Origin of the sequence: Pseudomonas sp. MEJ086, assembly GCF_030209025.1 — a bacterium.
Taxonomy (GTDB): domain Bacteria; phylum Pseudomonadota; class Gammaproteobacteria; order Pseudomonadales; family Pseudomonadaceae; genus Aquipseudomonas; species Aquipseudomonas fulva_A.
On the sequence record NZ_JARVSV010000023.1, the window covers coordinates 1 to 11,041 of the forward strand.

The window sequence follows — 11,041 nt, forward strand, 5'->3', positions numbered from 1 at the left end:
TCCATCATCGGCGCCACGGAAAAGCGGCGGGAGGGCTGAGCGCCCGTATTTACTGGCTTTGAGGCTAATTCTGAAGGCATTGGCTCATGTCGTTTCAGTGCTAAAAAAGGCTATTTTTGGCCGTTTTTTGGCCTTCAGTGCTAAAATGTAGCACTGAGATTTTTTTTGTAGCACTGGTGGGAGGCAACTTGGGAACCATCACTCAGCGCGTTAAAAAAAACGGTAAACCCACGTACACGGCGCAGATTCGGCTGCGTCGCAACGGGGCCGTAGTCTATCAAGAAACCCAGACCTTCGATCGTAAGGCCGTAGCACGTGCATGGTTGACTCGTCGGGAGGCGGAGCTTGGGTCACCGGGCGCTCTGGATCGAACCAAGGGCGAGGATGTCCCTCTGAAAACGATCATTGATCGCTACCTGGATGAGTACGAGCGAATCCGCCCACTTGGGAAAACCAAGCGGGCGACCTTGAAGGCAGTTAGTGAATCTTGGTTGGGTGATGTGGCTGGTGCCGACTTAACAAGCCAGAAATTGGTTGAATATGCGCAGTGGCGGATGAGTGAACACGGCGGCAGCGTTCAGGCGCAGACCGTCGGTAACGATCTTGCGCATGTTGGCGCCGTGCTCTCAGTGGCCAAACCCGCTTGGGGCTATCTCATCGATGCCACAGCCATGCCCGATGCCCGAAAGGTGCTCCGGAAGCTGGGAATGGTCAGCCGCAGTAAAGAGCGTGACCGTAGGCCGACCCAGGACGAATTGGATAAGCTACTCAACCACTTCTTTGATATTCAACGGCGCAGACCACGCTCCATCAATATGGCCAAGGTCCTGGCGTTCGCAATTTTCTCGACACGCAGGCAGGAAGAAATTACTCGGATCCGCTGGGAGGATCGGGATGCTCGGCGGCAGGCTGTGCTCATTCGAGACATGAAAAACCCTGGCCAGAAAATTGGTAATGACGTCTGGTGCCATCTCCCGGATGAGGCCTGGAGAATCGTTCAGAGCATGCCCAAGGCCTGCCGTGAGATATTCCCTTATGACTCAACTTCGATTTCTGCAGCGTTCACCCGTGCCTGCCACTTCCTGGCGATCAAGGATCTGCGTTTCCACGATCTGCGCCATGATGGGGTGAGTCGGCTTTTTGAAATGGGTTGGGACATTCCGCGAGTTGCCAGTGTATCGGGCCACCGCGATTGGAATGCCATGCGCCGCTATACGCATCTGAAGGGGGTGGGTGATCCTTACGAGGGCTGGGGCTGGTTGGACAAGATTGTTGAGGCTCCCGTAGAACTCGGAATCAGGGTCGTAACCCCTGAAGCTACATCCGCCCCAGGGGTTAAGCTTCAGGCGAGGCGCCGCCGCACCCCCAACTGATTCTGCTCTTTGAGTGCAGCTTCTCGCTGCCTATCGATGTAGGCAGCGAGATCTTCTAGGTGCACGGCCAGGTTGGCCTTCTGCGAGCTGGTGCCAAGCCTCATCACAGGAAGATCGATTTCACCCATAAGGCGCTTGCGCTTGAACTTGTCGACTGAAAGACCGAGAAAGTCTCTGCATACCCAGTCGATTGGTATCACGGCTTGACCGTCGTACTGAGCCATCAAAAGTAAGAGGGTTTTCATTGCTCCTTCCTACAAGCGGTTTGGTGCCTTTAGCCTATGGGGCAGATCGTTGAATGAAAACCGGCTGTGTCGCAGCCTGGCGTAGAAAGGGACGACGGGATTTTCCTTGTACAACCCTCGGCAATGTCTGAAAGTTGTGCTCTGACGTCTCGGTAAAGCACATCGATATCAGCTACCTGACCACAGGTTTGTAAAACGGGTATGGCCCGCGACGCTGTATGGATCTCACTCTTATCGGGTAAAACTTGCTGCCACCTTTCCATCAGATTAAGACACACCAAGAGTTCGCATTGGCACAGCAACTGCGTCGCTTGGGATCCACGTAACCTGGTTCAACTCGTATGGACTTTGCGCCGGGCCGGTGTGCCTGCGAGCAATACCTCTACGACGTTGATGGATTTCATTGGCGCCCCCGGGTACGTCCTGTTTGTTTTATTTCTTCAAGCGAGACAGGCCGCTCATGCTTGAACAGGTCAGCGATTTGGCGTGTGGCACCAAGTGCTGTAGCGATGAGCACCAGAGCATCAAGGGTGATCTGCCCATTGGACTCAAATCGCTTGATGGTCGATTCGGACACACCCGCCATCTTCGCCAAGGATTTGCGGGAGAGGTTTTGTGCGAGTCGCGCTTCTCGGGCGTTGGCACCAATCTTCTGGGCCAGTTCGCCTGGAGCGAGCAGAGAATGGGTTAGAGCCAATGGACAACCTTATTTAATGGTTCACATCTGATCAATTATATGTGATTTAGGTATTTATTGGTTCAAATATGATCCATTGTCTTTACGTCCTGGATGGATCTAAGGCGGAGACCGATTTGAGGGCTACTGATTTTTTAATTCATTCAGAACAACTTAGTACGAGTGTCCTTTTGACGAAGATCCACACTCACATTCGTTACCAGCCTTTCCGGACGCAGGGGCTTTACAAGCGGCCTGTGAGCAGAACAATCGATGTTAGTAAGTGCATCGTCTAAGGCGATGTCCAGCGTGCGATGCGAGCGAAGCCGGGCTTTACGAACTGGGCGTGGTCAAAACGTCTAAGCAATCGCTGCGAACCGCTCGATCGGAGGCTGCTCTCGATGCAGGGCTTGCCAGAGGTCATAGTCGGTCTGCACGCTAAGCCAAGTGCGAGCCTTGCCGATACCCGCCAGCTCCAAGCGAACTGCGAGATCCGGACTGATAGGCGCGCGGCCATGCAGGATCCGCGACAGCGTTTCACGTGCAAAGCCAAGCCGTCTCGCAAGCTCCGCAATGCTGATATCAAGTTCGGGGAGCACGTCCTCGAGCAACGTTTCACCGGGGTGCGGTGGGTTGAACATGGCCATGATTAAGCCCTCCTGTTCAGTGGTAATCGAGGTAGTCGACGAGTTCTATGTCGCTGCCCTCAAAACGAAAGATCACTCGCCAGTTACCGTTGACGGTGAGTGACCAAAACTCTTCCATTTCCCCTTTGAGGGGATGCAACCGCCAACCCGGTATATCCAGATCCGCAGGCGCAAAGGCTCTATCCATAAAACTGAGCATCCGAGCCAGCCTTTTGGCGTGGTCGGCTCGGATGCCTTTGGTGGAGCCTGTTTCAAAAAAAATGCGTAGACCTTTGTGACGAAAGCTAATGATCATGGCTAAAGTGTGATGTATTAGGTCACGGTTTTCAACCGCGAGATGGATGTTTCCCCTGGCAATCTAGGGCGCGAAATGCAACCGTCGTGATCAACTGCTGCGAATTGCTCGAGAGCTTGTTTTCCGGAACGCTCGGTCTCTTGCCATGAATGTTTCGAGCATATGTGGGATCAACGCGAGCACATCAACGGGTTCACCGTAGGTCTGGGCATGCATCTGTGCGTAGCGTTCCAGGTCGCACTTCAGGCTCGCAGGGCAGGTGAATGTCAGTTTCAGGCTCTCGGTCTTCGGTAGTGGGCCGAGGCGCAGCTTGGCGTTACTCATTGCGGTTCCTCTGCTGGGTGAACAAGGGTTGATAGGGGCGCAGTACCAGATCGCGGTTGACGATCACGCGCAGCGGCAGGCCTTGCCGCTGGGTGAGGGTGGGCTGTATGTCGAGATTGCGCCGAGTGACTTCCTGACCGACCTGGTTCACCGTGTCCTGAAGGCTATCGCGCCCTGCAATGATGATCCGGTCACCGTCGTTTCGATTTCCAGGAGCGGCGAGTTCGGCGCCCACGCCCAGCAAGCTGGTCATCGCAGCGCCCGCGACGAGCCTGTCCCAGTGCCAGTCGACGCCGTCTTCGAGGCCTGCATACCCGGCGGCATCGCTGCCGACCAAGTCGTCGAGCTCGAACGAGGAGGTGTCGGGTAGGATTACGCGTTGCCACACGACCTGTACGCGACTCTGTCCATAGCTGACTTGGCTGTTGTAACGGCCGAGTAAGCGCGAGCCCTGTGGTATCAGTACGTGCTGCCCTGTTGCGCTGTCGTAGACCGGCTCAGTGACGGTTGCAATCACATCACCTGGCAGGTCTGACTTGATACCGGTGACAAGTGCCGCAGCGATGAGCGTGCCGGCCATCACCTGGTAGGGCGAGGCGGGTTCTTGCAGCAAACCGGACTTACTGATTTCTGTATTTACGGATTTACTGAGAGTCCGCTTGTCCCTGCCATGCACCGATGACCCTGTAGCTGAGCCGGTACTTATTGAGGCCAAACCACTCGGCGTAGTGTGCTGAGGGTCAGCCGATGCACCACCCAATCCACCCGATCTGTTGGTCTGAAAGAATACCGACGACAATGCTGCTTCCTCGGCCTCCTTCAGTCTCGCTAGACGCTCCGCCTCAGCGTTGTCGGCCGCCGTGTGGTCGTACTCATAGCCGTGGGTGCGTTGTTCGGCTTTCAAGATGGGGGCACCAAGGTCGCCTGGCAGTGGTGGGCCCAATTGAGGCACGTCTGTCGGAGTCACGGGCGTCGGCGGTAACTGCGAGTAATCCGCAGGCAATTGTTCGAGCGATTCTGAGCGTGCCACCCGGTCAACGTTGTACAGCTCGTTCTGCTCCTGGTTCTTGCGCTGCTGTTGGGGCTGCAGCGACCAAAGCATCGCGCCCAGCACTGTGGCTGATAGGCCGCCGATGATCGCGGCAAGCACGCGCGGATTCAGGCGAGTGATCGGCCTTGGCTGTGCGCGCAGCTCGAGAGACTCGGGTGATTCCTTCGGTGGCAACGAGGGGGAGGGCTGGTTGATCTCGTCGGTCATGGCTCAGTTTCCCCGTGCCACCCCATCGTTGCGCTCGATGCGCACGATGTCGCCTTTGTCTGCGCCCAGCCGGAGCTCGGCGGCGCCAAAAAGCCGATCCACGATGTAATACGGAGAGCGGAAGCGGTAGTTCATCAGCTGCCCATCGCCCTCGGCGCCGATCACGAAAAGTGGTGGAAGATCGGTGTTGGAAATGCCCGCCGGGAACTGGATATACACCTTGCTACCATCATCGAATGCGCGCAGTGGTTTCCACGTTGGATCATCACCACTGATTGCATAACGAAAGCGCAGGCGCTCCAGTGCAAGGCCTGTATCCAGAGGCTCGGCTACCTTGGCTTCGCCGGCGCGACGTTGCAGAGCCAGCATCTGATCCTTTGGGTAATCCCAGGATACTGATGCCATCCACGCCTGCTCGGTCGAGGTCAGCTCGATCAGGTACGTGCGCCGCGTTGTGGTGATCACCAGGTTGGTCTTGAGACCAGTGCGGGTCGGCTTGATCAATACGTTGACGCGTAGGCTATCGCCTTGGCCTGTAGCCGTATCACCTAGGATCCAGCGTACGGTGTCCCCAGCTGCAACGGTTACCAGTTCCTCTCCAACCTGCAGGTTGATCGCGGTCACCCGACCGGGGCTGGTATACACCTGGTACAGCGCCCCATCCGAGTAAGGCCAGACTTGGATGGCGTTGATGTAGCCTTCCTGCGTAGGCGCCACCCGTGCGTCCCGGTTGGCACGCGAGACTCGGGCTTTTTCGTCGACTGGCTCGTTTGCCGGCTTGCGTTTGCCGGCTTCCGGCAGCGGCTTGAGCTGCGCCGGTAGCGCAAGAGGTTTGGGTACTTCCACGACTTCAACAGGCTTAGGCGGATCCGGTATTCGTTTAGCTTCAACGGGCTCGTCCAGCACAATTCTGGGTGGCTTCTGAGGGCCCGCACAGCCTGATAACAGCGTCATCAGTACGACTAGAAGGCAGAGGCTCGAAGACATTTTCATGGTTTCTTCACTCCTTCCGAGGTGTCCAGTTCTCGGCTCCAAGACAGCCCGTTTACATAAATGCCCAGCGGGTTACGCCGCAGTTTTTCCTCCGTGCGGGGACGCTGCAGCACTAGCGAAATCATTGCCGTCCAGCGTTCTGACCCGGCCGGGGCCCCATTCACGTAGCGGCGTTCGACCCAGCGCACCTGGAACGTTTCATTGCTGGCACGCACGACGCTGGTCACTTCGACGGCTACCGATTCCTTGCCGACCCGCGTGAATGGATCGTTGCTTCGGGCATAGTCATTGAGGGTTGCAGCGCCTCGGTCGGTGGTGAAGTGATAGGCCTCCAGCCAGTTTTGCCGCACGACCACCGGGTCGATGGAAAGAGAGCGGACCAGTCCGATAAACCGCGCCAGATGATGGGCAATCTGGGCGTCCTGGGGCTGGTAGGGACTGGTGGCTTCACCAACAGCGCGTACCTGCCCGAGCGTGTCGACTTCCACGACGTAGGGTGTCACCCGCGACTGCAGGGAAAGCCAGACGAGTCCTGACGCCATCACCAACGACAAGCTCAGGCAGCCGAATGCCATGAGGCGCCAATTCCGGGCCTGCGCCAGGCTGCTACCCATACGCAGATCCCAGGCTTGTCCGGCTCTCTGGTAAGGGGTTACGGGTATTGGGGTGTCGCTGTAGCGAACCCCTGGACGTTTGAATCGCATCCGTGTCCTCCTTCACGAATTCGATGGGTCGCGTACAACCGCACCCGATGATGAGCCACCGCCGTCGCCGCCACGCAGGGTGTGGGCAACGGTGGTAGCTGCCTGTGAAAGCTGCTGCCGGCGTTGCAGGCGCCTGGCCCAGTCAGGCTGAGTGGTAGTAGCTGTCGATGAATTGGAACCAGCACTCAACTGCGCCGCCGATGAGCGAGCAGAAGCCCCCGTGAGGGAATTCGAAGCCCTCATCGCCTGGCGGCCTGCTCCCGAAGTCATTCGAGCGCCTGCCATAACAGCGCCGCCCACACTGGACGCCACAGCTGCTGCGCCTGCTGCCATCCCTGCTGCTCCGAGTGCGGTACCGGCGACCGAACCAGCGCTCAGTTGTGGTGCACCGGAGACCAATCCCGTGGCAATCCCTGGTCCGAAAATACCCAGGCCGAACAACGCAAGCGAAGCGAGCATGATCACCAACGCGTTATCGATGGAGGGTTCATCGGGGACAGCCTGAAATTCGGCAAATAACCCGGTACCGATCCCGACGATCACCGCCAGCACAAGAACCTTGATGCCGGAGGCGACTACGTTGCCGAGCACCTTCTCAGCAAGAAATGCCGTCTTGTTCCACAGAGCGAATGGCACCAGAACAAAGCCGGCGAGGGTGGTCAGCTTGAACTCGATCAGCGTGACGAACAGCTGAATGGCCAGAAAGAAGAAGCTGATGATGACCACCAGCCACGCCAGGAACAGCACCAGGATGCTGTGGATATTGCTGAACACCTCCGGGAAGCCGCTCAGTCGGCTGATCTCCTCCAGCAGCGGTGCTCCGGCTTCAACGCCAGTCGCTGCCAGCCGCCCCGGTTGCAGGAACTCGTCTTTGCTCAGCGCAGACCCTGAGGCAAGAAGGCCCAGTCCCGCAAAGGAGTTGAAGACGATTTTCGCCAGGGCATTGAAGTTGCCGATGATGAAGGCGAAGGCGCCCACGTAGAGCGTCTTGCGGATCAATTTGGCGCTTACGTCTTCACCGCCCATGGCCCAGAACAGTCCCGCCAGCGTCATGTCGATCGCCACGAGGGTCAGCGTAAGAAATGCGACCTCATCACCGAGCAGGCCGAAGCCCGAATCGATGTACTGAGCGAACACGTCGAGAAATCGGTCAATCACGCTGACGTCATTCATGGCACGACCTCATCGAAGCTCGGTGGAATGTCCGGCAGCTCGCTTGCATCTAGGAACTCGCCGTCCGGGGCGCAGCCGCAGTAGAAACGATCCACGGGATCCTCAGGCTTTGCAGTCGGCGAGTGGTCGTACCTGCACGCTGTCAAAGCGACCAGATACAGCAGCGTTGGGGCCTTCATAACGCAGCTCGCTACCGGTAGAACTGGACGGGGTGAGGGGTATAGGGCGTCCCGCTCCCCATGAACCGGCGGCTTAGCTCGCGTGCTTTCTCTTGCGCGGCGGCCTGACGTGCAAGCTCGGTGGCAACAGCCCGGTTCTGGGTGATCTGCAGCTGCTGGGACTGAATGGACTGCTTGGCCTGCAGGGCCAGCAACTGGTTGGTCGCCTGAGAAGCTTGCAGCGCTCCTTCGGCGGATTGGCTCTGATTCACGAGATTGGCGAGAGTGGCTTCATCCTGCCCAAGATTTTGCCGCACCTGCGCCTGCACGCGCATCGCGGTCTGAAGACTGTCGAGCCCCTTCTTCCAGCGCTCTCTCGTTTCAAGGGCAAGCTCTTCACTGCTGGTGTCGGCTGAGTACTGGTTTGGGTAGAGGCGCGAGAACTCCTGATCCAGGCGTTTAATTTCATAGGCCAGCCCCTGTGCCTGGCTGATCAGGCGCTCGGTGTTGGCCAAGCTCGCAGCCAACTGATCCATCGCGTTGTAATCGAGGCGTGACAGATTGCGGGCCTGGTTCTTGAGCATCTGGGACTGATTCTGCAACTCGCTGATCTGGTTGTTGATCATCTCCAGCGTGCGCACTGCAGTGAGTGTGTTTTGAATCAGGTTGGCAGGATCGACCACTGTCATGGCCTGGCTCGACACTGAGCTGAGCAGGGCAGTGACCAGCAGGGCGGAGCGTTGAAAACGGCGGGTTAGGCATCTCATGACGTGTACTCCGTGCTTACTTGGGAATGATGAGCGAACAAGTCGCCGGCCCAATCCAGGCCGCAATGCCGAAGCCATGCTTCAGCGAAGTCCAGGGACTGGGAGGCCTGCTGGATCCGGTCCATTTCACGTTGCTGTGCTGGGCTGGCAGAGGCAGCGAAGGCCAGCGCTAAGGGGCCCAGATCCAGATCGAACAAGCGATTGCCCAGGCGGGACTGGTAGTAGTACTCACGTTTGGGCGTTGCCTCGGCAACGATGTCGATCTGCCGCTCGTTAAGTCCGAAGCCCTGGTAGATGGTGCGGATCTGAGGCTCTCGAGCCTGGGGATTCGGTAAGAAGATGCGGCTGGCACAGCTCTCGATGATTGCTGTCGCGATAGTGGAGTCCTTGATGTCCGCGAGCGACTGTGTCGCGAAGATCACCGAGACGTTCTTCTTGCGCAGGGTCTTGAGCCACTCACGAATGCGCGCGGCGAACAGCGGCTCATCAAGAAACAACCAGGCTTCGTCGAGGATCAGAAGCGTTGGCGAGCCGTCGAACCGATGCTCGAACCGCTTGAACAGATAGCTCAGCACAGCGGCCACCGCCGCCTCGCTGTGGATCAGTTCCTCCATCTCGAAGCACTGCACATCGGCGCAGCCGAGACGATCACTATCCGCGTCCAGTAGCTGGCCGTGGGCTCCGCCAAGGAGGTACGGCTGCAGGGCTTGGCGCAGATTGTTGTCTTGCAGCAACACAGACAGACCAGTCAGCGTGCGTTGTGCTTCGGGGGCACCGGCCAGGCTGTCCAGCGCTGTCCAGAGCGCTGACTTCTGCTCTGGATTGATGGCTACGCCTTCTTTGAGAAATCGCGCCGCCAGCCATTCGGCTGCCCAGGCCCGGTGTCCGGCTTGATCTATTTGCGCCAGAGGCTGGAAGGCCAGGCCTCCATCATTGCTCAGCGCGTAGTGCTCACCACCCATGCCCAGTACGGTAGCTCGCAGGGAGCGGCCCATGTCGAACATCAAGAGTTGCGAGCCTGCGTATCGACGGAACTGCAGGGCGAGCGTGGCCAACAGCACCGACTTGCCCATGCCCGTGGGGCCCACGACCAACGTATGGCCCACATCACCGACATGATTTACCAACCTGAAGGGCGTCGCACCAGCGGTGCGGGTGATCATCAGTGGCGGCCCATCCAGATGCTCATTACGTACCGGTCCGGCCCAGACTGCCGAGACAGGCATCAGGTGTGCCAGATTCAACGTTGAAATCAGTGGTTGCCGGACATTGGCGTAGGCGTTGCCGGGTATCGATGACAGCCAGGCCTCAACCGAATTGAGGCTCTCGGCAATGGTCACGAAGCCGCGACCCTGAATCACGCGTTCGACCAGCCGTAGCTTCTGATCCGCGCGCTGAGCGTCCTCGTCCATGACCGTTACGGTGGTGGTGACGTAGCCGAACGCGACATGGTCTTCCCCAAGTTCCTGCAAGGCTGCGTCAGCATCGCCTGCCTTGTTGGCCGCGTCGTTATCGACCAGGGGGCTCTCCTGCTGAAAGATGGCTTCACGCAGCAGCGCCAAGACCCCTTTGCGTTTGGCGAACCACTGGCGGCGCAGACGAACCAGCTCCCGTTCGGCCTCATCCTTTTCCAAACAGATGAAGCGGGTCGCCCATCGATAGGCGAAGCCCAGACGGTTCAACTCGTCGAGCACCCCAGGCCAGGTCGTCGATGGAAAACCGCGTACAGACAGTACGCGCAGATGCTTATCGCCCAACCGCGGCTGGAGGCCTGTGGTCAGGGGGCTGTCGGCCAGTAAGGCATCAAGGTGGAACGGGACGTCGGGAACCGCCAGTCGTTGGCGATGTGTCGAAATGGTCGTATGCAGATAAGTCAGTGTCTGTCTGTCACTGAGCCAGGCGAGTTCCGGCATCAGGCCGTCCAGCAAATCGAAGAAGCGATCGCTCTCGGCGATGAAACCTGCCAGCTGTTCGCGCCAGTCAACACGCTGCTGGGTCTGCCGTTCGAACAACAAGCCAGCCGCGCGCGAGTGCGTTTCTTCCGGCGCCAAATACAGCAGCGTCAGGTGATAGGCGCTTTCGAAGTGGCTGCCTTGCGCTTCAAATGCTGCCCGGCGCTCGTGGTCAACCAGCCAGGACAGAGCATCGGGAAACGAGCTCTGGGGGTAATCGCTCGCTGCGAGACGCTCAGCGTCGATGAACAGCGCCCAGCCTGAGCCAAGCCGGCGCAATGCATTGTTCAGTCGAGCTGAAAGGGCCAGCAGCTCACCCTGTGTAGCGCTGTCCATGTCGGGGCCACGAAAGCGTAGGGTGCGTTGAAACGCGCCGTCCTTGTTCAATACGACGCCAGGGGCTATGAGTCCTGCCCAAGGTAGCCAGTCCGCAAGTTGGGCGGGGCGGCGCTGGAATTCGGAGAGATTCATCATCG

At 58.4% G+C, this 11,041-nt stretch carries 12 protein-coding genes; 1 reads left to right on the plus strand and 11 read right to left on the minus strand.

Translation table 11 applies throughout. From position 1 onward, the window contains the following. Nucleotides 1–188 precede the first annotated feature (188 nt). Nucleotides 189–1,373 carry a tyrosine-type recombinase/integrase gene (locus QRN22_RS14555; protein WP_042554136.1) on the plus strand — a complete coding sequence of 395 codons (1,185 nt, stop codon included), beginning with the start codon at nt 189–191 and terminating at the stop codon, nt 1,371–1,373. Here QRN22_RS14555 and QRN22_RS14560 read toward each other — a convergent pair. The 11 genes from QRN22_RS14560 to trbE form a co-directional block, all read right to left on the minus strand. After that, nucleotides 1,343–1,618, minus strand: coding sequence for a pyocin activator PrtN family protein (locus tag QRN22_RS14560; RefSeq protein ID WP_042554137.1), 276 nt, complete (start codon nt 1,616–1,618; stop codon nt 1,343–1,345). The genes QRN22_RS14555 and QRN22_RS14560 overlap by 31 nt on opposite strands. Before the next feature lie 400 nt (nt 1,619–2,018). Continuing rightward, nucleotides 2,019–2,315: a helix-turn-helix domain-containing protein gene (locus tag QRN22_RS14565; protein ID WP_082045793.1), complete on the minus strand. Its 297-nt coding sequence runs from the start codon at nt 2,313–2,315 to the stop codon at nt 2,019–2,021. A gap of 338 nt (nt 2,316–2,653) precedes the next feature. After that, entirely contained in the window at nt 2,654–2,941 is a 288-nt protein-coding gene (locus tag QRN22_RS14570) for a HigA family addiction module antitoxin (protein WP_042554139.1), read from the minus strand. A 16-nt stretch (nt 2,942–2,957) separates the two neighbouring features. Then, the gene (locus QRN22_RS14575) at nt 2,958–3,236 is read right to left on the minus strand and encodes a type II toxin-antitoxin system RelE/ParE family toxin (RefSeq protein ID WP_042554140.1); all 279 of its coding nucleotides are present in this window, start codon (nt 3,234–3,236) and stop codon (nt 2,958–2,960) included. A gap of 90 nt (nt 3,237–3,326) precedes the next feature. After that, nucleotides 3,327–3,560, minus strand: coding sequence for a DUF2274 domain-containing protein (locus QRN22_RS14580; protein WP_042554141.1), 234 nt, complete (start codon nt 3,558–3,560; stop codon nt 3,327–3,329). Then, entirely contained in the window at nt 3,553–4,818 is a 1,266-nt protein-coding gene (locus tag QRN22_RS14585) for a TraB/TrbI/VirB10 family type IV secretion system protein (RefSeq protein WP_042554142.1), read from the minus strand. Before QRN22_RS14585 ends, QRN22_RS14580 begins: the two co-directional genes overlap by 8 nt. A 3-nt stretch (nt 4,819–4,821) precedes the next feature. Beyond that, complete coding sequence (trbG, locus tag QRN22_RS14590; RefSeq protein WP_042554143.1) at nt 4,822–5,811, minus strand: P-type conjugative transfer protein TrbG; 990 nt, start codon at nt 5,809–5,811, stop codon at nt 4,822–4,824. Beyond that, nucleotides 5,808–6,515: a conjugal transfer protein TrbF gene (gene trbF, locus QRN22_RS14595; protein WP_042554144.1), complete on the minus strand. Its 708-nt coding sequence runs from the start codon at nt 6,513–6,515 to the stop codon at nt 5,808–5,810. Before trbF ends, trbG begins: the two co-directional genes overlap by 4 nt. Nucleotides 6,516–6,527: 12 nt before the next feature. Beyond that, nucleotides 6,528–7,688 (minus strand): P-type conjugative transfer protein TrbL, encoded by a 1,161-nt coding sequence (trbL, locus tag QRN22_RS14600; protein WP_042554145.1) that lies wholly within the window; start codon nt 7,686–7,688, stop codon nt 6,528–6,530. A gap of 190 nt (nt 7,689–7,878) precedes the next feature. Beyond that, complete coding sequence (trbJ, locus tag QRN22_RS14605; RefSeq protein WP_042554147.1) at nt 7,879–8,613, minus strand: P-type conjugative transfer protein TrbJ; 735 nt, start codon at nt 8,611–8,613, stop codon at nt 7,879–7,881. Next, nucleotides 8,610–11,039 (minus strand): conjugal transfer protein TrbE, encoded by a 2,430-nt coding sequence (trbE, locus tag QRN22_RS14610; protein WP_042554148.1) that lies wholly within the window; start codon nt 11,037–11,039, stop codon nt 8,610–8,612. Before trbE ends, trbJ begins: the two co-directional genes overlap by 4 nt. Nucleotides 11,040–11,041: the final 2 nt, after the last annotated feature.

What these genes read in the sequence shown, in the direction of transcription:
- QRN22_RS14560 (WP_042554137.1), bottom strand. Translation starts at nt 1,618, where the DNA reads ATGAAAACCCTCTTACTTTTGATGGCTCAGTACGACGGTCAAGCCGTG.
- QRN22_RS14570 (WP_042554139.1), bottom strand. Translation starts at nt 2,941, where the DNA reads ATGGCCATGTTCAACCCACCGCACCCCGGTGAAACGTTGCTCGAGGAC.
- QRN22_RS14575 (WP_042554140.1), bottom strand. Translation starts at nt 3,236, where the DNA reads ATGATCATTAGCTTTCGTCACAAAGGTCTACGCATTTTTTTTGAAACA.
- QRN22_RS14580 (WP_042554141.1), bottom strand. Translation starts at nt 3,560, where the DNA reads ATGAGTAACGCCAAGCTGCGCCTCGGCCCACTACCGAAGACCGAGAGC.
- QRN22_RS14585 (WP_042554142.1), bottom strand. Translation starts at nt 4,818, where the DNA reads ATGACCGACGAGATCAACCAGCCCTCCCCCTCGTTGCCACCGAAGGAA.
- trbG (WP_042554143.1), bottom strand. Translation starts at nt 5,811, where the DNA reads ATGAAAATGTCTTCGAGCCTCTGCCTTCTAGTCGTACTGATGACGCTG.
- trbF (WP_042554144.1), bottom strand. Translation starts at nt 6,515, where the DNA reads ATGCGATTCAAACGTCCAGGGGTTCGCTACAGCGACACCCCAATACCC.
- trbL (WP_042554145.1), bottom strand. Translation starts at nt 7,688, where the DNA reads ATGAATGACGTCAGCGTGATTGACCGATTTCTCGACGTGTTCGCTCAG.
- trbJ (WP_042554147.1), bottom strand. Translation starts at nt 8,613, where the DNA reads ATGAGATGCCTAACCCGCCGTTTTCAACGCTCCGCCCTGCTGGTCACT.
- trbE (WP_042554148.1), bottom strand. Translation starts at nt 11,039, where the DNA reads ATGATGAATCTCTCCGAATTCCAGCGCCGCCCCGCCCAACTTGCGGAC.